The sequence below is a fragment of the Motiliproteus sp. genome (assembly GCF_965230735.1).
Lineage (GTDB): Bacteria > Pseudomonadota > Gammaproteobacteria > Pseudomonadales > Balneatricaceae > Motiliproteus.
This window is the reverse complement of the sequence record NZ_OZ246016.1, coordinates 1,989,070-2,013,776: the sequence shown is the minus strand read 5'-3', so window position 1 is coordinate 2,013,776 and position 24,707 is coordinate 1,989,070. Positions and strand designations below refer to the sequence as shown.

Here is a 24,707-nt window from a genome sequence, read left to right as displayed (position 1 = left end):
GATCGAAGGGGGTAAAATCAGGCGGTTCATTTGTGGTAAGGGTGTCCCTGCAACACGGTCCATCCGCGATAAAGCTGCTCGGCCAGCAGCACCCGGACCAGCGGGTGCGGCAAGGTCAGTTTCGACAGCGACCACTTGCGCTCGGCCAACGCCAGACAGCGTGGGTCGAGCCCGTCCGGACCACCGATCAGCAGTGACAGGTTACCGCCTTCCATCTGAAAATCAGCTAGTTGACTGGCCAGTTGCTCGGTACTGATCGGTTTTCCCAACACATCCAGCGCAATCACCCGATCCCCTTTGCCGATAGCCGCCAGCATCGCATCGCCCTCGCTGGCGATCGCCCGTTTCAGGTCGGCCCCTTTGCCGCGATGTCCCAGGGGCAGCTCGCGCAGCTCCAATGACATCTCCGGTGGCATCCGCTTGGCATATTCCTGATAACCGGTTTCCACCCAGGCAGGCATCTTGGTGCCGACACAGATCAGACGAATCCGCATAGTGAAAGTTCCGCGGTTCAGTTACGGCGAGGTTCGCCGGTCCGAGCAGCGTCCTGCTCGGTATCCGACTCAGAGACCGCATCCGGTCCCCAGAGGCGCTCCAGGTCATAGAAGTCACGGGCGTGAACCTGCATCACGTGCACGACCACATCACCCAGGTCGACCAGCGCCCACTCGGCACTGTCCATCCCTTCGACACCCAACGGCTGCAGGCCCGCCTGCTTAGCCGCCTGCACGACGCTGTCGGCCGAGGCTTTGACGTGACGGTTGGATGAACCGCTGGCAATCACCATAAAGTCAGTGACGCTGCTTTTTCCGCGAACATCGAGACAGACCAGGTCACGCGCCTTGTTGTCTTCCAGCGCGGTTTCGACCAGTTGCAGCAGTTGTTCAGTAGTCATGGTTTGGGTTTGCATAAATTGGGGTTACTTCTCAGTGATAGAGTCTGCCGTCGGCAGTTCAGGGTTTATTGAGGGATCCACCTTTTGGTAGAGCCGTTGTTGACGAATATGGTTCCAGACCGAATCGGGCAACAGATAGCGCGGCGAATGACCGATGCCGATCTGGCGCCGGATCTCGCTGGCGGAGATCTCCAACCCGGCCAGGGTTAGCAGCAGCACCGAGCCACTGGGCGTTGCGTGCAGCTGTTCAACCGATTCGGCCTGATAGGGCAGCAGCCAGCGCGCCACCGGATGCTCCGGTTCGAGATGCCAGCCGGGACGGGCGATCACCAGGATATGGCAAAGTCCCAGCAGCTCCTGCCAGCGATACCAGCTGTCGAGCGAACGTAGTGAATCGGTACCGATCACCATCGTCAGACTGACCTCATCTCCCAGCTCGGCTCGTAGCGAACTGAGGGTGTCAAAGCTGTACGAGGGTCGGTTTGAACGCAGCTCGCAATCATCGATCAGCAGCCCGGCCTCTTCATCAGCGGCCAGCTGCACCATCGCCAGACGTTGTTCGGCACTACAGCCGGGGGACTCCCTATGTACCGGCAAGGCACAGGGAACCAGCCGAACCTGGGCAAAGCCCAATCGGTCACGCAGTTCCAACGCCATCCGCAGATGACCATGATGGATCGGATCAAAGGTTCCGCCGAGCATCGCCACCGAGTTGGATGGCGATGCCTGTTCCGGCGAATTATTGGCGGATATGTCCGTCACCGAGCACCACGTATTTCTGCGACGTCAGCCCTTCCAGTCCAACCGGACCACGGGCATGGATCTTATCGGTCGAGATACCAATCTCGGCGCCCAGGCCATACTCGAAGCCGTCAGCAAAACGGGTCGACGCATTGACCATCACCGAGCTGGAATCCACCTCGGTCAGGAAACGGCGGCTAAGGGTATAGTTCTCGGTCACGATCGCATCGGTATGGTGGGAGCCGTAGCGGTTGATGTGGGCAATCGCCTCGTCAATCGAATCGACCACCTTGATCGCCAGTACCGGTGCCAGGTATTCGGTTGACCAATCCTCTTCGGTGGCAGCCACGGCATCGTTGAGCACCTCACGGGTACGCTCACAACCACGCAACTCAACGCCTTTTTCAGCGTAGGCCTTGGCCAGCTCCGGCAACATCAGATCGGCCACCACCGAGTTCACCAACAGGGTTTCCATGGTGTTGCAGGTGCCGTAGCGGTGGGTTTTGGCATTCAGGGCAATATCCAGCGCCTTCTTCGGATCCGCTTCGGCGTCGATATAGACGTGGCAGATGCCGTCCAGGTGTTTGATCACGGTGACTTTGGCGTCGTTGCTGATCCGCTCGATCAGGCCCTTACCACCCCGGGGGACGATCACATCGACAAACTCAGGCATCGTGATCAGCTCACCCACGGCGGCACGATCGGTGGTCTCGACCACCTGCACCGCCGCTTCCGGCAACCCCGCCTCCACCAGACCGGCACGGATACAGGCGGCTACCGCCTGATTGGAATGGATCGCTTCGGAGCCACCGCGCAAGATCGTGGCGTTACCGGACTTCAGGCACAGGCTGGCCGCTTCAGCGGTTACATTCGGGCGTGATTCGTAGATGATCCCGATCACCCCCAGCGGCACGCGCATCTTACCGACCTGGATACCGGACGGCATAAAGTTCATGTCGGTAATGCCACCCACCGGGTCCGGCAATCCCGCCACCTGCTTCAGGCCTTCAACCATGGTATCGATCCGCTCTGGTGTCAGTTCCAGGCGGTCCAGCATCGCCGCGTCCAGGCCGTTGTTGCGGCCGTTCTCTAAATCCAATTGGTTCGCTTCGATCAGCGCCTCGCGCGAGCTGTCGATCGCCCGTGCCATCGCCAGCAGCGCAGCGTTCTTGGCGCCGGTATCGGCACGGGACAGCAGCCCCGCCGCTTCACGCGCCTGGGCTCCCAGCTGCGCCATATAGTGTTTGACGTCCATGGTTTCTCTCTTGCCGGTGTAAAACGGACCATTATAGCGAGCCGCCATGGCTATTTCACGCTCGAAAGCCTCCCAATCCCAGCACGAACGACAACTGACGCCAGCCGTGCTACACCCACCGGCAACGAATTGTTATGATGCCCGCTACGCTTTTGCCGCCCGTTATCAGGATGCCGCCTTCGCGCATGAAATTTTCACCCTCATCACTGCTCGCCCCGCTGCTACAACACCTGAGCCTAAGCCGCAAAATCTGGTTAGCCGTCGGTACCGCGCTGCTGGCCGGCGTTCTGCTGTTCAGTGTCGCCTTGAGCCACGAACAGCGCAGTTTCAGCGAACACCAGTTGATGACGTTGGGACAGGCCCTGGCCGAACAAACCAGCCAGAGCGCCGCACCACTGATGCTGGCCGATGATGAACTAAGTCTGTCGATCATCCTGCAGCAGTTGACCAGCCTGGAACAGATCCAGGGGGCAGAGATCCTCAACAGCAACGGCGACTACCTATCCCAGGTCGGCAAGCCCAGTGAGATGAGTCTGAGCCTACCGATTCGGGCCGAACAAACCCAGCTAGGCAGCCTGAGACTGCACCTCAACCCCGGCAGCTCCATCTACCAGATCAGCGAACTGTTACCGCTAAGCCTGGCGGCGCTAGGGGCGGCTCTGATTTTTCTGCTGCTGGCGCTGATCTGGCTTGGACGCCATCTGGGGCGACCGACCAAGGCGCTGGTCCATACCATCGTGCAGATTAACCACGGCCACCGCCCGCCAGCGCTTGAGCACCAGCGCCATGATGAGCTGGCGCCGATGATGCAGTTGTTAAACCAGCACTTCTGCGAGCCCCGTTCAAGTATCGAAGACCCGGCGGAGAACAGCACCAAGACCAACAAGAATCCTCAGCCTGACAGTGCAGAGGACACAGCTAAGCAGACGTCTCAGGAGCTAACGGCTGACGCCATCCTGGACGATGGCGTACCCAAGCCTGCTCAAACCGATACCACGGCGGATCCGTCAGCAGAGTCGATCCCGCCCCATGCTGCGGCGGAGGCTGAGGTGATCGGACAGGACACCGACACCGACACCGACAAAGCGGAAGTCGTGGACACAGGCCCCCGCGGCTACCTGTTTTACGTCAACCACCATGTCGGTGGCAGCGACACCCTGACCACGACCGAGCGTGAACAGCTGCTGACACGTTATTACAACTCGCTGCAACAGGTCGCCCGACTCTACAAAGGTCTGCTGGAAGATGATGCGCTGGGTAACTGGTGCGTGCGCTTCGCGCCGTTATCCGATGATCAGAGCCACGGTATCAATGCCCTGTGCGCCGCCCAGCTGTTCAACGCCCTCTACCGCGGTATCAACAGCCAAGCGATCCACAATTTCTCTCCGGCACTGAATATGAAGCTGGTGCTGCTCTGCGGTCCGATTCGTGAGTTTGACCGAATGGCCGAGGACGCATTGCTGTTGAGCGATCAGATTCAGGAGAACGATCTGATCACCCATACCGAGCTGTACCAGATCGATGAATTGCAACAACGGCTGCTCGACAGTGCCAGCTACCGCAAATTCGATCAGGACACCCTACTGATCGCCAGCCTGAATCGTGATTATCAGACCCTGATTGATCGCCAAGCCGAGCATTTTTTGAAGCAGAACGGCTAGAATTCCGAATCCTGACCGATAACACGGGTATCAACGCAGCAGCAGATAGCCGTTTATAGAACACTTCCAAGCTGCTCTTTCCAGAAAAGCTTTTTCTGTGACAACTTCATCGCGGCATGGGCCGGACTGGTCGACGGCAAACGTTGTCGTGTTAGTTGTTGCTGTCGATCGGAAAGCGTTGGAAGCACATAGCGCTTAAATGCCTGCTCGGCTTTAGCGCCGTTAAAGAAGATCGCGCCGATGGTCGGATGCAAATCCAACAGCGCAGCAAAATCATTGGGCCGGATACTCTGCTCGACGATAGATGAATCGAGACTACCGGGGCGCCGGCACTCGGCCAAGACATCCCAGAGCGCGATGCCATGGCGCGTTAACTGCGCTAGTCGTTCGTTGTAAGGCAAATCGACATCAAAGCCCAACAGCTCAGCCATAATCGGCCAAAAGGCGTTGCGCGGGTGGGCATAGTACTGCTGTTGCTCCAGCGAGCGTTGTCCCGGCATCGAGCCGAGTATTAACAGCTTTGCGCCGGCATCGATAACCGGCGCAAAGCTTTGGGCTTGGTGCTCAGCCTCAGCTGTCACCGTTGCCGCTTTCCTCATCGGCACCATCGCTTTGGGTACCCGGGCTATCGAGCGCATCGACCCGCTGGAAGCCCCGTGGCAATTTGTTGCCTCGACGGCCCCGCTCACCGCGGTAATGCTCAAGATCAGCCGCCTTCAGGGTCAGATGACGTTTGCCGGCATGGATCCGCAACGACGCCCCAGGCTCGAGCACCTGCAACGCGACGACGAACTCTTCGCGGGAGGCCACCCGGCCCGACGGGATATTGATGATCTTGTTACCCTTACCCTTACTTAGCTGGGGCAGGTCTTTAACCGGGAACAGCAGCAAGCGTCCTTCATTACTGACTGCCGCCAGCAGTTGCTCGTCTTGGTTGGTCACCGACTGTGGCGCCAACACCTTGGCACCTTTGGGCAGGCTCAGCACCGCCTTACCGGCTTTGTTCTTACCCAGCAGGTCTTCGTAACTGCAAACAAAGCCGTAACCGCTGTCCGACGCGAGCAGATAGCGCTGTTCCGGCGCACCGACCAGCAGCGCATCCACATTGGCTTCGCTGGGGATCGATAAACGCCCGGTCAGCGGCTCACCCTGCCCCCGTGCCGAAGGCAAGGTATGCACCGGCAGCGAATAAGCCCGCCCGGTCGAATCGAGGAACACCGCCGATTGGTTCATCCGCCCCTTGGCCGATAGTTTGTAATCGTCACCGGATTTGTAGTTCAACGCCTTGGCGTCGACATCAAATCCCTTGGCAGCCCGGACCCAACCCTGCTTCGACAACACCACGGTCATCGGGTCGGAACCGAGCAGATCGACCTCGCTAAAGGCCTTGGCCTCTTCGCGCTGGGCAATCGGTGAACGGCGCTCATCGCCGTATTGCTCCGCCGCCGCCGTCAGTTCCTGCTTGATCAGCTTGCGCAGCGCGGCCTTGGAACCCAGCAGTTTTTCCAACTTCTGACGCTCTTTGCTCAGCTCGTCCTGCTCACCGCGGATCCTCATCTCTTCGAGCTTGGCCAGGTGGCGCAGTTTCAGCTCCAGAATCGCTTCGGCCTGAACATCGGTGATACCGAAACGTTCCATCAACACCGGCTTGGGCTTGTCCTCGGTGCGGATTATCTCGATCACTTCGTCGATATTGAGGAACGCGACCAACAGACCGTCGAGGATATGCAGCCGATCGAGCACTTTCTCGAGCCGGTGCTCGAGCCGGCGAGTCACCGTATCGGTTCGATATTGCAGCCACTCCCCCAGGATCATTCGCAGATTCTTGACCTGCGGACGCCCGTCGATGCCGATCATATTGAAGTTGACCCGGTAGGTCCGCTCCAGGTCGGTGGAAGCAAACAGGTGCGCCATCATCTGCTCCACATCAACCCGATTCGAGCGCGGCACGATCACCAGGCGGGTCGGGTTTTCATGATCCGACTCGTCCCGCAGATCGTTCACCATCGGCAGCTTCTTGGCCTGCATCTGGGCAGCGATCTGCTCCAGCACCTTGGCACCGGAGACCTGGTGCGGCAACGCGGTGATCACCACCTCGCCATCTTCCTTGCGGTACACCGCCCGCATTCGCACCGAACCACGACCGGTCTGGTAAAGCTTACGCAGCTCCTGCGGCGGCGAGATAATCTCGGCTTCGGTCGGAAAATCCGGACCGGGCAGGTGCTCGCACAGTTCATCGACATCGGCCTGGGGATTATCCAGCAGGTGCAGACAGGCATTGATCGTCTCACGCAAGTTGTGAGGTGGGATATCAGTGGCCATACCGACCGCGATCCCGGTACTGCCGTTAAGCAGCACATTCGGAACCTGGGCCGGCAGTGTCAGCGGTTCGGTCAGGGTGCCATCGAAGTTCGGTCCCCAGTCAACCGTGCCCTGACCCAACTCGTTGAGAAGCAGCGCACTGTAGGGTGTCAGACGCGACTCGGTGTAACGCATCGCTGCGAACGACTTGGGATCGTCCGGCGAACCCCAGTTACCCTGGCCGTCGACCAGCGGATAGCGGTAGCTGAACGGCTGCGCCATCAACACCATCGCCTCGTAACAGGCGCTGTCACCATGCGGATGGAACTTACCCAACACATCACCGACGGTACGGGCCGATTTCTTGAATTTGGCCCCGGCCCTCAAACCCAGCTCCGACATCGCATAGACGATTCGCCGCTGTACCGGCTTCAGGCCGTCACCGATATGGGGCAGAGCCCGATCGAGAATGACGTACATCGAATAATCGAGGTAGGCCTTCTCGGTATAGGTTTTCAAGGATTGGCGTTCAACGCCTTCGTCGATCTCAACACTGGCTGACATAGTCGGCAGTCACCCTTACTACAAAATTCAGTTCGGTTTTCAAAAACCGCAGATAAGACTCGACCCCCGCCCGGCAAACCAGGCGCAGACCATTCAATACGATCAATCAGGGCAGAATCAATTCGAAGCAGCCTCCGCCCAACTGGCCACCATTGCTCAACCGCACACGCCCGCAGCGATCCCCCTGGCGATGATGTTCGGCCACCAGCACCGAAAAATAGAGCCCGAAGCCGGTGCTGCCGCTACCGAAATCCACTCCCATCCGGCGCTTCTCCAGCTCGCCGAGCATCGGATCCGGATAGCCGGGACCATCGTCTTCCACCGCCAGGCTTAGAAAGCCATCAGATTCGCGGACCTGAATCAGCACCTTGGAGCGGGCATAGCGGATCACATTGGTAACGATATTGCCCAACACCCCCACCACCAGGTTCTTGTCGAAGGTCCAGCATAGATCGGGATCTACCTGTTGTTCGATCGCGATCCCCCAGGGCTCGAGGGTCGGCTGATTCATCAGCACCACATCCTCGATAAATTCATCCAGATAATGCTCATCAAACAGTGACTGATATTGCTGGTTTTCCACCTTGTACAACATCATCAACTGGATCAGCGAATTATTCAGTCGGTTGGCTTCCAACTGAAGCCGCCCGACATCGACGCCGGAGTCGTCGGTTTGAGGCGGTAACTGATTGATCTGATGCATCATCAGTGCAATCGAGTTTTTCATATCGTGGACGCTGGAGGCCAACAGGGTGGCGAAATCCAGCTTCGCATCATTGCTCACGCCTGGGCGCCTCCCATTTTCTCATACAGGGCCTTGAGCTGCTGTCGGTGCACATAGCGCTTATCGTCTGGTGACAGGCTGTCGACCCGCTCAAAACATTGCCCCACCTGCGCCATGAGTTTCGGATTGGCGCCCTTCTCTTTCATCTGTCGAAGCGCCACCTGGGCAAAGTTCAGGTTGATCGAGAAACTGCGGGGCTTATCGACCAGAGCCTTTTGCAGCAACTTAAGCGCCTGCTCGATTTCACCTTTAGCGTAATGCTCCACCGCTTCATGGTTGTAGGCGGACTCCTCACGCTCCATCTGCTGCAGCAACTGTTGTGCTTGCTCCGCTTTACCGGCGTCATTTAGCGAGTTCAGCAGCTGCTCCTTAACTCGACTGCTGACATCGGCGCCTTTTTTAACACAGGCATCGTACGCCTTCTGCAATGCCTGTTCAGCCATCTTGCTATCGCCCAGGCCCTGGTAGAATTCACTCTCAGACAGATGGGATTTTACGCCAACCGACGAATCCCGCCTGTACTCTTTACGGACCTCATCCATCAGGTTCCCAACCTTAATCTGCATCCGCTTGGCAGTCCGCGGATCCGCTTCTTTGATCCGCTCCCCGATCACCTCGGTCAGGTTAAAATAATGGTTGGGGTCACGAAAAACCGACGTTTTTCCGACTTTGATACTCTGGTTAAAAGCTTTCTCTGCAACGGCTAGATCGCCATTAGCCAATGCCAATTCACCCAGCAGAGTCTGGCGCCGGACATTGCGCGGAGAGATCGCCGCACCACTCTCCAGCGTCTGTTGCGCGGTTTCCGGATCATTCTGGGCCCGCTGTGCCCGGGCTAGCCAATCGTAGGCCTGCACATAGCGCGAATTCTGATCGAGGATGTTGCGAAAATGGGTTTCGGCCCGAGCAAAATCGTCACGGTAGAAGAAACACTTGCCCAGCCCTAATTCAGCCCAGGGGACAAATTTGTTCTGCAGCAAAGACTCGTAGAGCTCGGCGCACTTGTCGTAAGCCTTCAGCTCCATCAACAACTCTGAGCGAAGCTTGAGCAGATAGCCTTTATAGCGCGGATGTTCCGCCGCCAGACTGGCACAGAGTTTCACCGCATTGACGGGATGCCCCTTATCGATCTCCCGATAGATCGGCAACAGGGCATCGCGTCTTGCAATCAGGCGCTCGAGACGGGCATTCAGCACCTCTTTGGTAAAGGGTTTGGTCAGGTATTCATCGGGCTGGTATTCCAGCGCTCCCATCACCATATCCGTCGAGTTTTCAGCCGTCAGCATAATATAGAGGCAGGCGCTCTTGAGCAGTTTGTGGTGCTTGGCCTCTTCGAGGATATCGTTGCCATTACGCCCTTCGCCCAGGTTGTAATCGGACAGAACCACGTCGTAGCGGGTCTTCTTCAGCAGCGGTATCGCCTGTTCGGCATCCTTGGCGATCTGAATATTCTCCAGGGGAACCCCATAGAACATCACCATGCCCCGCAAGGCCGAGCTGAAATGGGCAAAATCCTCAATAATCAGAAACCGCAATTTTGAATAGTCGAGCATTGTTATTGTTCCTTCATGTTGCTCTAGCGCGGCCCGTTGTGACCCTGTGCCATCGGATGAGCTGAACTCGTCGGCGATGGTTTCAGGCCGTTACACCTGTGCCAGATTTCCTTTCTGTTGCAGCCACTCCTTGCGATCGCCGGCGCGTTTTTTCGCCAGCAGCATATCCATCATCTCGTGGGTCCCGTCACCCGGTTCGATGCTCAACTGCACCAACCGACGGGTATCACGCGACATGGTCGTTTCCCGTAGCTGCATCGGGTTCATCTCACCCAAACCCTTGAAGCGCTGAACGTTGATCTTGCCGCGTTTCTTCTCGGCGTGGATGCGATCCAGGGTGCCGGACTTCTCCTCCTCGTCCAGCGCATAGAACACCTCTTTACCGACATCGATCCGATACAGCGGCGGCATCGCCACATACACATGGCCGGCCATCACCAGCGGTTTGAAGTGGCGCACGAACAGCGCGCACAGCAAAGTTGCTATGTGAAGCCCGTCGGAATCGGCATCCGCCAAGATGCAGACCTTACCGTAGCGTAGCCCATCGAGGTTGTCCGAGCCGGGATCGACCCCGATCGCCACCGAGATATCATGCACCTCCTGCGAGGCCAGGATATCGCCCGACTCGACCTCCCAGGTGTTGAGGATCTTACCGCGCAGCGGCATCACCGCCTGGAATTCACGATCACGGGCTTGCTTGGCGGAACCGCCGGCCGAGTCCCCTTCCACCAGGAACAGTTCGGAATTGAGCGCCTCACCGCCGGAACAGTCGGCCAGCTTGCCCGGCAGTGCTGGTCCCTGGGTTACCCGCTTGCGGGTTACCTTCTTGCGCGAACGCATCCGCTTCTGGGCGTTATTGATCGCCAGTTCCGCCAACAGCTCACCCTGATCGGTGTGTTTGTTGAGCCACAAACTGAACGCATCTTTGACCGTGCCGCTGACAAACGCCGCCACCTGCCGGGATGACAGTCGCTCCTTGGTCTGACCGGAGAACTGCGGGTCCTGCATCTTTACCGACAGCACATAGCAGCAGCGATCCCAGATATCTTCGGCGGTCAGTTTAACCCCCCGTGGCAGCAGGTTGCGGAACTCGCAGAACTCCCGAATCGCCTCCAGCAGACCGGTCCGAAAACCGTTGACGTGGGTACCGCCCTGGGCGGTCGGGATCAGGTTGACGTAACTCTCGGCCACCAGGTCACCGCCTTCCGGCAACCACTGTACCGCCCATTCGCAAGCCTCGATATCACCGGTCAACGAGCCGACAAAGGGCTCCTGCGGCAGGGTTTCGAACAGTTGGTTGGCCCCTTTGAGATAGTCGGTCAGACCATCTTCGTAATACCAGCTCTGTTTGTCCTTCTCCTTGCCGGACAGATCATTGAAGATCACCTTCAGGCCCGGACAGAGCACCGCCTTGGCCCGAAGCATATGGCGCAGTTTCGCCACCGAGTATTTGGGCGAGTCGAAGTACTGCGGATCAGCCAGGAACCGCACCTCAGTGCCGGTGTTGCGCTTGCCCACCGTATCGATCACTTCCAGATCGGAGACTTTCTCACCGTCGGCAAAGCCGATCCGATACAGTTTCCCATCCCGCTTGATCTGCACTTCCAGCAGTTTCGACAGCGCATTCACCACCGACACCCCAACCCCGTGCAGACCGCCGGAGAACTGGTAATTATCGTTGGAGAATTTGCCGCCGGCATGGAGTCGGGTCAGGATCAGCTCCACCCCGCTGATACCATGTTCCGGGTGGATATCCACCGGCATACCGCGCCCGTTATCGCTGATCGACAGCGAGTTATCCGGGTGCAGCGTGACCTCAATCTGGGTCGCGTGACCGGCCAACGCCTCGTCGACGGAGTTATCGATAACTTCCTGGGCCAGGTGGTTGGGTCGATCGGTTTCGGTATACATGCCCGGTCGTTTTTTGACCGGATCGAGACCACTGAGGACTTCAATGGCATCGGCGTTGTAGTTATTACTCATCGTTACTGCGTTGTTCTCTGCTAGTTATCCGCCGGATTAGTCGCGTTGTCCGCCGGACTAGTCATGGCCTTGAGATAGGCTTCAGCCTGCTGTTTTAAAGCGTCATCGTTGGCAAACTCAAACAGGGTCGGCCAATAGCTGTCGAAATGTTGGAAACCATGGTCGCCCCCTTCGGTGACCACCTGGCGTGACTGAGCGAACTTTTCCACCCCTTCGCGATAATCGAGCACTTCATCACCGGTCTGAGTCAGCAACAGGTAGCGTGACGGGTCGTGCAAACTCTGCCGGTTCAGCGTCAACAGCTGATCCAGATGGCCGCGGGTCAACAGGTAGCGCTCGTGGGTATAGATGTTTTCGTTCTCTCCCAGCCAGACATCCAGCAACTCAAAGGGTCGCACCGACGGGTTGATCAGAACCGCACTGAGGTTCGACTCGCGGCCCTGGGTTTCAACCAGATAGGTGGCGTAATAGCCGCCCAGCGAGCTTCCCAGCAACACGATCGGTTGTTGGTGACGTCGGCGCTGTTCGGCCAGCAGTTCTTCCAGCAACACGATGGCATCGGCGGGCTGGTAAGGCAGCTCCGGCACCAACAGGCGCTTACCCTGGCCTTGCTGTTTCATCCAGTTGCCCAGATGACGCGCTTTATAGGACTGGGGTGAGCTGTTGAAGCCGTGGATATATAAATACAGCGGCGTATTCATGATGGCCTTAAGTGTCAGGTATTGGACGGGAGCAACCGTTACCGCCTTGTTACCGACGGCTGTTTGTTCGGCGCTAATCTATCCGGAAAATACCTTATCGACAAACGCTTAGGCAAGGTCGAGCCGCACGATACCTGATCTGAGCCATGATTCCACCGGATCGCGACGATCCTCGCCCGAATCAAATGGCCGCAACTCCAGCCAGCGGTAGCCCGGCGCGGCCAGGGGACCGCCGTCTACCAACTGCATCTGTTCGGTGCCGGCGGCAAACTGCACCGACGTAGCCGGACAGCTGTATAAACGATGGATTCCATGTGCGAAGCCACGCCCTTGATGGATATGCCCGAACAACAACATGACCGGCATTCCGGCTGCATCGGCCGGCGCCAAGGTGCGCCATAAGGCCTCGGCATTGCCGAGCATGATCTGATCCTGCCAGGGGCTATCGACGCTCACCGGATTATGATGCAGCACCACCAACAATCGTTGCTGCTGTTCGAGCGCCAGTTGCAGCTGCTGTGACAGCAATTGCAGTTCGGAGATCGGCAACGAGCCGGAACCCCGTCCATCCGGCTCGGCACTGCTGTCGAGCAACACCAACCGCCATCCGTTCCAGCTGAGCACCTTAGGCTGTTGCGGACTCAAGCGGGCCATCATCCGGGCATCGTCGTGGTTACCGGGAATCCAATACCAGGGCACCCCGAAATCCTGCAGATAATCCAGCAGACGCCGGTAGCCGCTCTCGCTGCCATGGTGAACCAGATCGCCGCTGAGCAGCAGCGCATCCAGCTGAGGAAAACGTACTTCCAGATCGGCCAATATCTGCTGGAACTGCCGATCGACGTCCAGGCCGCGATAGCCCAGGGCTCGCTGCTCGGGCAGGTGCAGATCGCTGAGCTGGACCAATTGCAATATTTCACCGTGGCTGTGCAGTTGCTGCTCAGCGGGGATAGTCGGCTGGATAGTGGGCTTGGTAGTCGGCTGGGTCATCAACGGAGAATCAGGCTTCAACCAACTGGTCGCTGTTGTGGCCATGGGCCAGGCACTGGCTCAGCCATTCACCCAGGTAGCGGTTAAGCTGGGCTTTCTCATCGGGCTGATGCATCTGGGCATTGGGGTAGCTGTAGCGCCCGGCCAGTTGGCGCCGCTGTTTACGGCAGATTACCTCGGCCATGCGCGCATCATGGTACAGCCGCACCATCAAGGCGGGCATTTGAATCCATTGGTTGTCTTCGTAACGCTGCTCGACCCGCAACGTGGTGGTGTAGGTAAAGCGCTCTTCGACCCGAATCTGCACACAAGTCCGATGTTGGTGCCAGCTAACATGGAATTCGCGCAGGTCACAGCCGTCCAGATCCGGCATCAGCCGCATCAACTTCAGATAGTTGCCTTCGCAGCAGGCCATCTGTGCGCCAAGGTCTGGAACATATCGCTTGCGTACCGCCAAGCTCATTGCGCTGTCTCCTGGTTGTCTGCTCTGTTCTCGCTTTCACCGCTCTTGTCAAAGCCCCAAAGCTGTTGCAGCCGTTGATAATTCAACTGCAGCCACTGCAGTGCAATCAGGGTGGCCGCGTTATTAATCCTGCCGTCGTTGACCGCCGCAAAGGCCGCCTCTCGACTGACCACCAGTGCCCGGATATCTTCGCCCTCGTCGGCCAGTCCGAACAGACCGCCCTGGCCACGACTGTCGATCTGGCCACAGAGCAGGTGAATCCGCTCCTGACTACCACCGGGGCTGACATGATAGCAGCAGATCCTTTCCAACCGCTGCACCTGCAGGCCGGCCTCCTCCTCTGCCTCGCGCTGAGCAACCTGCGCCACCGACTCCCCGGGCTCGACGATGCCGGCCACCAGTTCCAGCATCCAGGGACTGCTCGGATCCTGTAGCGCACCGATTCGGAACTGCTCGATCAGCAGCACCTGGTCACGCTCCGGATCATAGGGCAACAGGCAGACCGCATCGTCACGAATAAACAGCTCACGGGTCAGCGTATTGGACCAGCCACCCTCAAATAACCGGTGCCGAAGCTGCAGTCGATCCAATTTGAAAAAGCCGTCGTGAAGTCGCTCAGTCTGGAGCAGCTGCACATCATCGGGGTTGAACGTGGGGGCGTTTTTGATGCTCTTAACCTCTTGCTTGTCATAACCCAAGTATCGCCCAACTATAGCTGCCCAACGGCCGCTTAGGGAACCTGGGCCATCTTCACACAGAGGCAATCGCGATCAGGATCGTTACAGCCAGCGCTACGAAATCATTGAATTCAATCACCTGCTGGCTATAGTGGGGGCTGAATTTTTCCAGCTTAAGGATCCTCCCATGAGCCGCTCCTTTGTGATTCTCGGCGCCGGCATCTCTGGTCTGACAACCGCCTGGTTCCTGAAACAACAGGGCCATGAAGTCACCCTGCTCGAAGCCCGGGATCAGGCCGGCGGCAACCTGCGCACGCTTCATCGCGACGGTTTCCTGATCGAACGCGGCCCCAACTCGACCCTGAATAACCGTCCGGCATTGGATCTGCTGTTCAACAGTCTGAAGATCAGCCCCATTGAAGCCGATAAGACCAGCAAGAAACGCTATGTCCTGCGCGATGGTCAGATCCACCCGCTGCCGATGGGACCCGGTGCCTTTATCAGTACCCCGCTATTCAAGTCCGCCGGTAAATGGCGGCTGCTGCTGGAACCCTTTATCGGTCGTGCCGATCACGAAGAGAGTGTGGCGGAGTTTGTGCAGCGTCGCCTCGGTCGTGAATTCCTCGATTACGCCATCAATCCGTTCGTCTCCGGGGTCTATGCCGGCGACCCGGATCGCCTGTCGGTCCGCGCCGCCACCGCCAAGGTCTACGCACTGGAGCAGCAGTACCGGTCCATGTTTATCGGCATGATCGCCAAGACCCTGTCCGGCAAACACAGCGGCGGCGCCGGCCCCAGCGGCAGCATGATCTCGTTCGACCAGGGTATGCAGCAGCTGGCGGACTGCCTGGCTGACGCCTTCGGTGAATCGTTGCATACCGGCGTTACGGTAGATCGGATCGAACGCCTCGACGACGGTCGCTGGCAGGCCAGCGCCGGCGAACGCAACTGGCAGGCCGATGAGCTGATCATGACGCTGCCTGCCGCCGCCTGTGAAACCCTGCTTGCGCCGCTGACCAGTGGTCTCGATAACCAGTTGGCCGCAATCGAATATCCCCATGTGGCATCGGTATCACTGGGCTTCAAAAAGCAGCAGGTCGAGCACCTGCTGGACGGTTTCGGTTTCCTGATCCCCCGCTGCACCGGGGTTGAAACCCTCGGGGTATTGTTCCCTTCCAGCATCTTCCCGAATCGAGCACCGGATGACAGCCATCTGCTGACCTGTTTTATCGGCGGCAGCCTCAACCCCGAGATCGACGGTATCGACGACGAGCAGATTGTTCAGCGGGTTTTGCAGGATATCCGCCCGTTGCTGGGTATCCAAGGCGAGCCTTCGCTGATTGAGATCAGCCGTTGGCCCGCTGCAATCCCGCAGTACCAGCTGGGCCACCTGCAGCGTTTGGAAGCGATCGACGCCAAGTTAGCCGAACTGCCCGGGTTGCATCTGCGCGCCAACTGGCGTGATGGCATCTCCGTGGCCGACTGTGTGCAGAACGGCTATGAACTGGCGCAAAAGCTGAGCTGAACGCAACGATGAGAATCAAGCTCGGGGGATTGATGCTGATCGTGACCGGCGCACTGCTTGCCGGCTGCGCCACCCCGACGTACCAGTCGCCCAAGCCGGCAGCGGCGCTGACCGTCAGCGAAGCCGAACGTCAGCAGGCCCAGGCGTTGCATTTCCGGCTGGCACAGCAGCAACGCCTGAGCCGGGTCAGTTGGCCGATTCTCCAAAATGCCACCGACCTCTGTCCGGAGCAAAGCCGGACGGCACTGGGCATCCAGTACGCCAACAGTCACAGCTTCGAATCCTCCGATCAGGAATCGGCCGGCAACCCGTCGCGAACCTCGATGCGTGATACCGCCATTCGCGAGCTTCAACTGGGTGAAGTCCTGCAACTGTTGGCGGTTGTACCGGGATCAACAGCCGCTGAGGCCGGACTCCAGCCCGGCGACAAACTGATTAGTCTGGGCGATCAACCCCTGCCGACGGGACAGACGGCGACGCGAACCGCCCCCAAACTGTTTCGCCAACAACTGCAGCGCCTCAAGCCGGATCAAAGCATCACCGTCACCCTGTACCGCGATGGCGAGACGCTGACCCGGCAACTGCGCCCCCAAACCCTGTGTGATTATCCGATCAAACGACTGCCGAGCGAGCAGGTTAACGCCTTCGCCGATCATCACAGCATTGCCATCACCGACGGTATGCTGGCTTTTACGACCGAAGATGCCGACCTGGCCCTGGTCATCGCCCATGAGCTGGCCCACAACCTGCTCGGTCACGTCCCTGCCACCGCCCGCAACACGCTGCTGGGCGGCGCAATCGATCTACTGTTGATCAGTCAGGGAATCCCGTCACCCGGGGCCTTCAGCCTCGGGGGAGCGATACATTTTTCCAAGGAATTCGAGTCCGAAGCGGACTACCTGGCGCTGTATCTCCTGGCTCGAGCCGGTTATGAACTCGAAGGACGAGCCGAATTCTGGCGCCGACTTTCCACCAGCCGTCCCAGCCATATCCACACCAACGCCGGCGACACCCATCCCGGCAATGCTGAGCGCTTTGTTCGAATGCAGGCCGCCATTGCCGAGATCCGCTTAAAGCAACAACGCGGCGACGATCTCAGCCCCGAACTCATCAGATAAAAAGACTTAAACGACCGTTTCGGACTTGGCTTCGGTGCGATCTTGGCCCAAACTGCATAGTCTAATTCCTTCAACAAGTTACAGCCTGGAAGCTGCGCCATGGGTCTGAGTCAAAAATTAGGAATGCTGTTGGAGTTAACCCGCATCCACAAACAGTTCCAACAATACTTCCGGGTTGTTCCGGCCTCGACCCCGGAGCTGCAGGCACAAGCGTACCGGGTCCGCCACCAGGTTTATTGCCGTGAACTGGGTTGGGAACCGCTGCAGGAGAACGAACAGGAAACCGACCAGTTCGACAAGCTGGCCCACCATTGCCTGCTGCAGAACGTCAATAACGACGAATTCGTCGGCTGTATCCGCATGGTTATGCTGGATCCGGAAGACCCGATGGCACCGATGCCGTTCCAGCTGGCCTGCAAACAGCTCCGGGAAGGCGAGCCGGATACCGAACAGCAGCGGCGACAGGTGGTCGCCGAAGTATCCCGCTTGGCGGTGATCGGAAAGTATCGCCGCCGTCCCCATGAACAGAAACAGGCGGTTTCGATCAATGACGCCGACTTCGGCACCCTGAAACAACCGCGTTTTCCCTATATACCGATCGGTCTCTATCTCGGGCTACTGGAAATGGCCCGGATCAACGGCATCGAAACCCTCTACATCCTGACCGAACCCGGCCTGGCTCGCCATTTCTGCAAACTGGGCGGCAAGCTGGAACAGATCGGCGAACCGATTGAGCACCGGGGTACGCGAGCGCCCTACAAGATGGAAGTCAACAAGGTGATCGCCGATATGAGCCTGATGCTGCGGCCGTTGTTTAAGGTGATCTGCAAGGAGGTACATCAGGGGTATTCGGGAAAATCTTGATCACCGGTCTCGAACCTCCAAACCGTCGACGGGGGATCCGAACGGATTACGAGCCACCACAACCTGGATAGCTCCCTAATTACCCATCAGCAGTTCAGCACCTGTCGGGTACCGACTCTGATGCCGCCAGCAAGGAACCCTTGTCCCTCACACCGACCGTTGCGACGATACAATCTACCCCAGAGCCTGGAGACAAGCCGATGGAAGACCTGCAAGCCCCCCTCAGAGACGATGTCCGCTTAATGGGTAAACTACTCGGGCAGACCATTGCGCGCGATCAGGGTGACGCATTTCTCACCAAGCTGGAGCGAATCCGCAAACTTTCCAAAGCCGCCCGCCGCGGCGAAGTCGATACCGACGAGCTGGTTCAGGCGCTGCAACAACTGGATGAGCACGAGCTGGTGCCGATGGCCCGCTCCTTCGGTCAGTTTCTGAATCTGGCCAACCTGGCCGAAGAGTACCACCGGATACGACGACGAAATTCACTGGTGGTCACCCGGCCCGATCCGCAGGCGCTGGATCGGGTCTTCGATGAGATCGTCGAGGCCGGTATCAGCCCGCAACAGTTGGCCGATAAGGCCGCTTCGCTGCGTATCGATCTGGTGCTGACAGCCCACCCCACCGAGGTCAACCGGCGCACCTTTATCCAGAAATACGAAACCATGGCCGAGCTGCTGGAAAAGCTCGACCGTGAGCATCCGCTCAGTCCCCGCACCCACGACCTGACCGAACGGCTGCAGCAACTGATCACCGAAGCTTGGCACACCAACGAGATCCGCAGCGAACGCCCCTCGCCGGTCGATGAAGCCAAATGGGGCTTTGCAGTGATCGAGAATTCACTGTGGGAGGCGGTACCGACCTTCCTGCGCCACTTTGACCGTGAACTGCAGCGAATCAACGGAACCACTTTGCCCTACGACGCCGCACCGATCCGGTTCTGCTCCTGGATGGGGGGCGACCGTGACGGCAACCCCAATGTCACCGCCGAAGTAACCGAGCAGGTGCTGCTATTGGCCCGCTGGATGGCGGCCGATCTGCTGCTGGGGGATATCTCCAAACTGCGTCATGAACTGTCGATGGGGCGCGCCAGCGATGAGCTGCGCCAGGTGGTCGGCGACTGTGATGAACCCTATCGGAAGCTGCTGCGTCGGGTACGCCAGCAACTTATCAATACCCGCAACTGGGCCAAGCGCTGTCTCGAGCAGGGTTGGCAGCCCGGCGAAGATATCCTGCTACAGGACGACCAGCTTCTTGAGCCGCTACTGCTGTGCGATCGCTCGCTGCGCGAGTGCGGCATGGAACTGATCGCCGACGGCTGTCTGCGGGACACCCTGCGTCGCATCGCCTGTTTCGGGTTGAGCTTGGTCCGGCTTGATATCCGCCAGAATGCCGAGCGCCATGCCGAAGTGTTCGACGAGCTGACCGAGTACTACGGCCTGGGTTGCTACAGCGACTGGGATGAAACCGAGAAGCAGGCCTACCTGCTGAGCGAACTGAACAGTAAGCGGCCGCTGCTGCCGCAACGGGGCTGGACCCCCAGCGCCAATGTCCAGGAGGTGCTGGACACCTGCGCAGTGGTCGCCCGCCAGGACCCGCAGTCGTTAGGCAGCTACGTCATCTCGATGGCATCGGCGCCTTCGGATGTGCTGGCCGTGGCCCTGCTACTGAAAGAGAGCGGCATCGAGTTCAATATTCCGATCGCCCCACTGTTTGAAACCCTGGCCGATCTGGACCGAGCTCCCGCCGCCATCGACACCTTGCTAAAGGTCGACTGGTACCGTGATTATTGTGCCGGCCATCAGGAAGTCATGATCGGCTACTCCGACTCCTCCAAGGACGCCGGCGCGCTGGCCGCCAGCTGGGGCCAGTACCGTGCCCAGCAAGGGCTAACCGAGACCTGCCGACAACACGGCGTCGATCTGACCCTGTTCCATGGCCGCGGCGGTACCGTCGGCCGGGGCGGCGGCCCGAGCCACACCGCGATCTTGTCGCAACCGCCCGGCTCGGTCGACGGCAGCCTTCGGGTGACCGAGCAAGGGGAGATGATCCGCTACAAGTTCGGCATCCCCGACCTGGCGGTTCGGAACCTGGAGCTGTACGCCGGCGCGGTACTCGAAGCCAGCCTGGTGCCACCAGTCACCCCCAAACCCGAGTGGTGCGAACTGATGGATCAGTTGGCCCAGCGGGCCCACCAGGAGTATGTCTCACTGGTTCGCAACAACCCGCAGTTTGTGCCCTACTTCCGACAGCTGACGCCGGAGCAGGAGCTGGCCAAACTGCCGCTGGGAAGTCGCCCGGCCAAGCGCAAGCAGGATGGAGGGGTCGAGAGCCTTCGGGCCATCCCCTGGATCTTCGCCTGGACCCAGACCCGTCTGCTGCTGCCGGCCTGGCTCGGCAGCGGCCGAGCCCTGATCGAAGCCTGCGAGCAACAGCAGCAGGATCAACTGCGCGAGCTGATCGGTCAGTGGCCGTTCTTCAACGCCTATATCGGCATGCTGGAGATGGTGTTGGCCAAGGCCGAACCGGCCATCGCCCGCTATTACGAACACTGCCTGGTGGATCCGGAACTTCGCGAGCTGGGTAGCCGGCTTCGCAAACAGCTGCGCCAGGCCCAGCAACTGATTCCGACATTGAAGCAAACCGATCAACTGCTGGCCGACAATGAAGTGATCCGCCAGTCGATCCAGGTACGCAACCCCTATATCGATCCGCTGCACTACCTGCAAGCCGAACTGCTGCGTCGGGATCGGCAGGGATCCAACCGGGTCGTAGAGCAGGCACTGATGGTAACCATGACCGGTATTGCCGCGGGTATGCGAAATACCGGCTAGCGGAACAAGGCCACCCTTCCTTGTTACCAAAAAAACGGCCAACAATCGCTCCATCGGTGACTCCGTTTCATGATCAAACCGCCTTGAAACGGAGTCACTTCGCCTAGTTGAAAAGCTTGGCGCAAATCGAATCAATTCTCATTGCGCCAGCCTTAAATCAGACTGTTTTTATCGGGTATTAAGTCGATATAACCGACTGATTTTAAAGCGATAATTGTTTTATTCATCAGCCCTGATGAAATACCTCAATTCAGCTAAAACCCTTTAAAAACGTGTTGTTATATTTTTTGATGTACATCAAGTACAGCCCTGAGTGGGAGGACTAGATTGACCCAAATGATCGCTGCTTTTGCAGCATTTATTGACATTCAGACCAAACCGATCATTTAGTAACCCGCGTTATTGGTCTGGACCCTGAGCAGGATTGCTCTTAGTCAGGAACTCTTAAGCAACATGGCCCAAGCCGCTTTCAACCCCTCGAGGCGGCAACTATTGAGGGGTGATACCGGATCAAAGCGCCTCCCTCTGCGTCCGCCCTGGAGTGTGGAAGAGCTTGCTTTCATCAACGACTGCAGTCGCTGCGGCGACTGTATCCAATCCTGTCCCGAACAAATTCTTTTCAAAGGCTCCGGCGGTTTCCCGGAAGTCGACTTTTCCCGCGGTGAATGCACCTTCTGCGAAGACTGTGTCCGAGTCTGCAAAGCGCCGGTCTTCCATTCCACTGACCACGATCCCTGGAATCTCAAAGCTCACATCAGCCAATCCTGCGTGACCTACAAGCAGGTGGTCTGCCGCAGCTGCGCTGAACAGTGCGAACCCGAGGCGATCACGCTGAAACCGCAACTGGGTGGCATCGCCACCCCGAAACTAGATCTTTCCGCCTGTACCGGCTGCGGCGCCTGCGTTGCCGTCTGTCCGACCAAGGCCATTAATGTCCACCAGCCACTGGTCCAGGACGCCCAATCCATGACAGCCAACAACGATAAGGAGGCTGAGCAGTAATGCAGTCAGAGCAATCCGAAGAGCTGTTCGATATCACCGGTGTGGTGGTACGTACCGCTCCGGACCAGTCAAAGGCGGTAGCCGAGCGGCTGACGGAAATGAAAGGCGTTGAAGTTCACGCCGTCGGTGATGAGGGCAACCTCGTTGTCACCGTCGAAGAGCTCGACGGCGAGAAGTTCGCCTTAAAAACCATCGAAGATATCAACAACATGCCAGGTGTACTTTCGACTTCGCTGGTCTACCACCACACCGAAGATGAAAGCATGCAAAAGCAGGAGACGATGCAATGAAATTAAGCAGACGAGATTTCGTTAAGAGCAATGCGGTGGCTGCAACAGCAGCAGCTGCTGGGGTGGCCGTGCCCGCCTCAGCCACCAACTTGCTCGCTAAATCGAGTGACGCGGAGATTCGCTGGGATAAAGCCCCCTGCCGTTTCTGCGGTACCGGTTGTAGCGTACTGGTCGGTACCCAGAAAGGTCGCGTGGTGGCGACTCAGGGTGACCCCGATGCGCCGGTTAACAAGGGCTTGAACTGTATCAAGGGCTACTTCCTGTCGAAGATCATGTACGGTCAAGACCGTCTGACCTCGCCGATGCTGCGGATGACCGACGGTGAGTACGACAAGTTCGGTGAGTTCACCCCGGTCTCCTGGGACAAGGCGTTCGACGTCATGGCCGAGAAGTTCAAGGCGGCACTGAAAGAGAAAGGTCCGACCGCCGTCGGTATGTTCGGCTCCGGTCAATGGACCGTCTGGGAAGGCTACGCCGCTGCCAAACTGTACAAGGCCGGCTTCCGCTCCAACAACATCGACCCCAACGCCCGTCACTGTATGGCGTCTGCGGTAGGTGGCTTCATGCGGACCTTCGGTATCGATGAGCCGATGGGCTGCTACGACGACCTCGAGATGGCCGATGCGTTCGTGCTCTGGGGTTCCAACATGGCCGAGATGCACCCGATCCTGTGGTCGCGTCTGACCGACCGCCGTCTGAGCAAGCCGGATGTGCAGGTACATGTTCTGTCGACCTTCAAGCACCGCTCGTTCGAGCTGGCCGACAACGACATGATCTTCACCCCGCAGACCGACCTGGCGATCCTGAACTATATCGCCCACCACATCATCGAAAGCGGCAGCGTCAACCAGGACTTCCTGGACAAGCACGTCAACATCCGCAAGGGCACCACCGACATCGGTTACGGCCTGCGCCCGACCCACCCGCTTGAGCAGAAAGCCAAGAACCCGGGTAAGGGCAGCTCCACCCCGATGACCTTCGAGGAGTACAAGGAGTTTGTCAGCGAGTACACCCTGGAGAAAGCCTCCAAGATGTCCGGTGTACCGGAGCACAAACTGCTGAAGCTGGCCGAACTGTACGCCGATCCGAACAAGAAGGTCGTGTCCTACTGGACCATGGGCTTCAACCAGCACACCCGTGGTGTCTGGGCCAACAACCTGATGTACAACGTCCACCTGCTGACCGGTAAGATCTCTCAGCCGGGTAACGGTCCGTTCTCCCTGACCGGTCAACCCTCTGCCTGTGGTACTGCCCGTGAAGTCGGTACCTTCGCTCACCGTCTGCCGGCCGACATGGTCGTTAAGAATCCGAAGCACCGTGCACTGTCCGAGAAGCTGTGGAAACTGCCGGAAGGCACCATTCCGCCGAAGCCGGGCTACCACGCGGTTCTGCAGAACCGGATGCTCAAGGACGGCAAGCTGAACGCTTACTGGGTGCAGTGCAACAACAACATGCAGGCCGGTCCTAACTTCAACGAAGAAGCCTACCCGGGCTACCGTAACCCGGATAACTTCATTGTCGTCTCCGACCCCTACCCGACCGTCACCGCCCAGGCTGCTGACTTGGTTCTGCCGACCGCCATGTGGGTCGAGAAAGAAGGTGCCTACGGTAACGCCGAGCGTCGTACTCAGTTCTGGCGCCAGCAGGTAGACGCTCCGGGCGAAGCACGCTCCGACCTATGGCAGGTAGTTGAGTTCTCCAAGCGCTTCAAGGTTGAGGAAGTTTGGCCCGAAGAGCTGCTCGCCAAGATGCCGGAATACCGCGGCAAGACCCTGTACGACATCCTGTACGCCAACGGTCAGGTTGATAAGTACCCGCTGTCTGAAACGGCGGAAGGCTTCGCCAACCAGGAAGCCAACGACTTCGGCTTCTACATCCAGAAAGGCCTGTTCGAAGAGTACGCCGCCTTCGGTCGCGGTAAAGCTCACGACCTGGCTGACTTCGACACCTATCACCAGGCCCGCGGTCTGCGTTGGCCGGTGGTTGACGGCAAGGAAACCCTGTGGCGCTTCAAGGAAGGCTACGATCCTTACGTCAAGAAAGGCACCGACTTCCAGTTCTACGGTAAGAAGGACGGCAAGGCAGTCATGTTCGCGGTTCCGTACGAGCCGCCGGCCGAGTCTCCGGACAACGAATACGACCTGTGGCTCTCCACCGGTCGGGTACTGGAGCACTGGCACACCGGTACCATGACCCGTCGTGTACCTGAGCTTTATCGCGCCGCCCCGGATGCACTGATGTATATGCACCCGGAAGACGCCAAGAAGCGCGGTCTGCGTCGCGGCCAGGAAGCCGTCGTGGCCTCCCGTCGGGGTGAAATCAAGCTACGGGTTGAAACCCGCGGCCGTAACCGCCCGCCAGAAGGTCTCGTATTCATTCCGTTCTTCGACGCCGGTCGTCTGGTCAACAAGCTCACCCTTGATGCCACCGATCCGTTGTCGAAAGAGACCGACTTCAAGAAGTGTGCGGTCAAGGTAATGAAGGCCTGATAAAGGCAAAACCACTGAAT

General features: G+C 58.5%; 21 protein-coding genes. 8 read left to right on the top strand and 13 right to left on the bottom strand.

The window, feature by feature from the left end; all coding sequences use genetic code 11:
- Positions 1-26 precede the first annotated feature (26 nt).
- From rlmH to ACO05M_RS09365, 4 genes are read right to left on the bottom strand one after another with little or no spacing between them, the layout of a single operon-like run.
- On the bottom strand, positions 27-494 hold the full coding sequence (gene rlmH, locus ACO05M_RS09380) for a 23S rRNA (pseudouridine(1915)-N(3))-methyltransferase RlmH (protein WP_421861803.1): 468 nt from the start codon (positions 492-494) through the stop codon (positions 27-29).
- Between the two features lie 17 nt (positions 495-511).
- Positions 512-895 (bottom strand): ribosome silencing factor, encoded by a 384-nt coding sequence (gene rsfS, locus ACO05M_RS09375; RefSeq protein WP_421861801.1) that lies wholly within the window; start codon positions 893-895, stop codon positions 512-514.
- Positions 896-919: 24 nt separating this feature from the next.
- Positions 920-1,657, bottom strand: a complete 738-nt coding sequence (nadD, locus tag ACO05M_RS09370) for a nicotinate-nucleotide adenylyltransferase (RefSeq protein ID WP_421861799.1) — start codon at positions 1,655-1,657, stop codon at positions 920-922.
- Positions 1,635-2,891, bottom strand: a complete 1,257-nt coding sequence (locus ACO05M_RS09365; protein ID WP_421861797.1) for a glutamate-5-semialdehyde dehydrogenase — start codon at positions 2,889-2,891, stop codon at positions 1,635-1,637. The genes nadD and ACO05M_RS09365 overlap by 23 nt, the downstream gene beginning before the upstream one ends.
- Before the next feature lie 185 nt (positions 2,892-3,076).
- On the opposite strand from ACO05M_RS09365, the gene ACO05M_RS09360 reads away from it, so the two are divergent.
- Positions 3,077-4,552, top strand: a complete 1,476-nt coding sequence (locus ACO05M_RS09360) for a hypothetical protein (RefSeq protein WP_421861795.1) — start codon at positions 3,077-3,079, stop codon at positions 4,550-4,552.
- Positions 4,553-4,605: 53 nt separating this feature from the next.
- Here ACO05M_RS09360 and ACO05M_RS09355 read toward each other — a convergent pair whose 3' ends face one another.
- The 9 genes from ACO05M_RS09355 to nudF all read right to left on the bottom strand — a co-directional run bounded on the left by ACO05M_RS09355 (position 4,606) and on the right by nudF (position 14,589).
- Positions 4,606-5,133, bottom strand: a complete 528-nt coding sequence (locus ACO05M_RS09355; protein ID WP_421861793.1) for a DNA-deoxyinosine glycosylase — start codon at positions 5,131-5,133, stop codon at positions 4,606-4,608.
- Positions 5,123-7,417: a DNA topoisomerase IV subunit A gene (parC, locus tag ACO05M_RS09350; protein ID WP_421861791.1), complete on the bottom strand. Its 2,295-nt coding sequence runs from the start codon at positions 7,415-7,417 to the stop codon at positions 5,123-5,125. The genes ACO05M_RS09355 and parC overlap by 11 nt, the downstream gene beginning before the upstream one ends.
- A 106-nt stretch (positions 7,418-7,523) precedes the next feature.
- Positions 7,524-8,201, bottom strand: coding sequence for a sensor histidine kinase (locus tag ACO05M_RS09345; protein ID WP_421861789.1), 678 nt, complete (start codon positions 8,199-8,201; stop codon positions 7,524-7,526).
- Entirely contained in the window at positions 8,198-9,754 is a 1,557-nt protein-coding gene (locus tag ACO05M_RS09340) for a response regulator (protein ID WP_421861787.1), read from the bottom strand. Before ACO05M_RS09340 ends, ACO05M_RS09345 begins: the two co-directional genes overlap by 4 nt.
- A 90-nt stretch (positions 9,755-9,844) precedes the next feature.
- Entirely contained in the window at positions 9,845-11,737 is a 1,893-nt protein-coding gene (gene parE / locus ACO05M_RS09335) for a DNA topoisomerase IV subunit B (protein WP_421861785.1), read from the bottom strand.
- A gap of 20 nt (positions 11,738-11,757) precedes the next feature.
- A complete protein-coding gene (locus ACO05M_RS09330; RefSeq protein ID WP_421861783.1) occupies positions 11,758-12,438 on the bottom strand; it encodes a YqiA/YcfP family alpha/beta fold hydrolase in 681 nt (226 codons plus the stop codon).
- A gap of 108 nt (positions 12,439-12,546) precedes the next feature.
- The gene (locus ACO05M_RS09325; protein ID WP_421861781.1) at positions 12,547-13,428 is read right to left on the bottom strand and encodes a metallophosphoesterase; all 882 of its coding nucleotides are present in this window, start codon (positions 13,426-13,428) and stop codon (positions 12,547-12,549) included.
- A gap of 10 nt (positions 13,429-13,438) precedes the next feature.
- The gene (locus ACO05M_RS09320; protein WP_421861780.1) at positions 13,439-13,891 is read right to left on the bottom strand and encodes a DUF1249 domain-containing protein; all 453 of its coding nucleotides are present in this window, start codon (positions 13,889-13,891) and stop codon (positions 13,439-13,441) included.
- A complete protein-coding gene (nudF, locus tag ACO05M_RS09315; RefSeq protein ID WP_421861779.1) occupies positions 13,888-14,589 on the bottom strand; it encodes an ADP-ribose diphosphatase in 702 nt (233 codons plus the stop codon). Before nudF ends, ACO05M_RS09320 begins: the two co-directional genes overlap by 4 nt.
- A gap of 166 nt (positions 14,590-14,755) precedes the next feature.
- On the opposite strand from nudF, the gene hemG reads away from it, so the two are divergent.
- The 7 genes from hemG (at position 14,756) to napA (ending at position 24,687) form a co-directional block, all read left to right on the top strand.
- Complete coding sequence (gene hemG / locus ACO05M_RS09310; RefSeq protein WP_421861777.1) at positions 14,756-16,093, top strand: protoporphyrinogen oxidase; 1,338 nt, start codon at positions 14,756-14,758, stop codon at positions 16,091-16,093.
- An 8-nt stretch (positions 16,094-16,101) separates the two neighbouring features.
- Positions 16,102-17,211, top strand: coding sequence for a M48 family metalloprotease (locus tag ACO05M_RS09305; RefSeq protein ID WP_421861775.1), 1,110 nt, complete (start codon positions 16,102-16,104; stop codon positions 17,209-17,211).
- Between the two features lie 129 nt (positions 17,212-17,340).
- Positions 17,341-18,075: a PEP-CTERM/exosortase system-associated acyltransferase gene (locus ACO05M_RS09300; protein ID WP_421861773.1), complete on the top strand. Its 735-nt coding sequence runs from the start codon at positions 17,341-17,343 to the stop codon at positions 18,073-18,075.
- Between the two features lie 200 nt (positions 18,076-18,275).
- Positions 18,276-20,906, top strand: coding sequence for a phosphoenolpyruvate carboxylase (gene ppc / locus ACO05M_RS09295; protein ID WP_421861771.1), 2,631 nt, complete (start codon positions 18,276-18,278; stop codon positions 20,904-20,906).
- A 453-nt stretch (positions 20,907-21,359) separates the two neighbouring features.
- Positions 21,360-21,908 carry a ferredoxin-type protein NapF gene (gene napF / locus ACO05M_RS09290; RefSeq protein WP_421861770.1) on the top strand — a complete coding sequence of 183 codons (549 nt, stop codon included), beginning with the start codon at positions 21,360-21,362 and terminating at the stop codon, positions 21,906-21,908.
- Positions 21,908-22,198: a chaperone NapD gene (locus ACO05M_RS09285; protein ID WP_421861768.1), complete on the top strand. Its 291-nt coding sequence runs from the start codon at positions 21,908-21,910 to the stop codon at positions 22,196-22,198. Before napF ends, ACO05M_RS09285 begins: the two co-directional genes overlap by 1 nt.
- Complete coding sequence (gene napA / locus ACO05M_RS09280; RefSeq protein WP_421861766.1) at positions 22,195-24,687, top strand: nitrate reductase catalytic subunit NapA; 2,493 nt, start codon at positions 22,195-22,197, stop codon at positions 24,685-24,687. Before ACO05M_RS09285 ends, napA begins: the two co-directional genes overlap by 4 nt.
- Positions 24,688-24,707 lie beyond the last annotated feature (20 nt).

What these genes read in the sequence shown, in the direction of transcription:
- rlmH (WP_421861803.1), bottom strand. Translation starts at nt 494, where the DNA reads ATGCGGATTCGTCTGATCTGTGTCGGCACCAAGATGCCTGCCTGGGTG.
- rsfS (WP_421861801.1), bottom strand. Translation starts at nt 895, where the DNA reads ATGACTACTGAACAACTGCTGCAACTGGTCGAAACCGCGCTGGAAGAC.
- ACO05M_RS09365 (WP_421861797.1), bottom strand. Translation starts at nt 2,891, where the DNA reads ATGGACGTCAAACACTATATGGCGCAGCTGGGAGCCCAGGCGCGTGAA.
- ACO05M_RS09360 (WP_421861795.1), top strand. Translation starts at nt 3,077, where the DNA reads ATGAAATTTTCACCCTCATCACTGCTCGCCCCGCTGCTACAACACCTG.
- parC (WP_421861791.1), bottom strand. Translation starts at nt 7,417, where the DNA reads ATGTCAGCCAGTGTTGAGATCGACGAAGGCGTTGAACGCCAATCCTTG.
- ACO05M_RS09340 (WP_421861787.1), bottom strand. Translation starts at nt 9,754, where the DNA reads ATGCTCGACTATTCAAAATTGCGGTTTCTGATTATTGAGGATTTTGCC.
- parE (WP_421861785.1), bottom strand. Translation starts at nt 11,737, where the DNA reads ATGAGTAATAACTACAACGCCGATGCCATTGAAGTCCTCAGTGGTCTC.
- ACO05M_RS09330 (WP_421861783.1), bottom strand. Translation starts at nt 12,438, where the DNA reads ATGAATACGCCGCTGTATTTATATATCCACGGCTTCAACAGCTCACCC.
- ACO05M_RS09325 (WP_421861781.1), bottom strand. Translation starts at nt 13,428, where the DNA reads ATGACCCAGCCGACTACCAAGCCCACTATCCAGCCGACTATCCCCGCT.
- ACO05M_RS09320 (WP_421861780.1), bottom strand. Translation starts at nt 13,891, where the DNA reads ATGAGCTTGGCGGTACGCAAGCGATATGTTCCAGACCTTGGCGCACAG.
- hemG (WP_421861777.1), top strand. Translation starts at nt 14,756, where the DNA reads ATGAGCCGCTCCTTTGTGATTCTCGGCGCCGGCATCTCTGGTCTGACA.
- ACO05M_RS09305 (WP_421861775.1), top strand. Translation starts at nt 16,102, where the DNA reads ATGAGAATCAAGCTCGGGGGATTGATGCTGATCGTGACCGGCGCACTG.
- ppc (WP_421861771.1), top strand. Translation starts at nt 18,276, where the DNA reads ATGGAAGACCTGCAAGCCCCCCTCAGAGACGATGTCCGCTTAATGGGT.
- napF (WP_421861770.1), top strand. Translation starts at nt 21,360, where the DNA reads ATGGCCCAAGCCGCTTTCAACCCCTCGAGGCGGCAACTATTGAGGGGT.
- ACO05M_RS09285 (WP_421861768.1), top strand. Translation starts at nt 21,908, where the DNA reads ATGCAGTCAGAGCAATCCGAAGAGCTGTTCGATATCACCGGTGTGGTG.
- napA (WP_421861766.1), top strand. Translation starts at nt 22,195, where the DNA reads ATGAAATTAAGCAGACGAGATTTCGTTAAGAGCAATGCGGTGGCTGCA.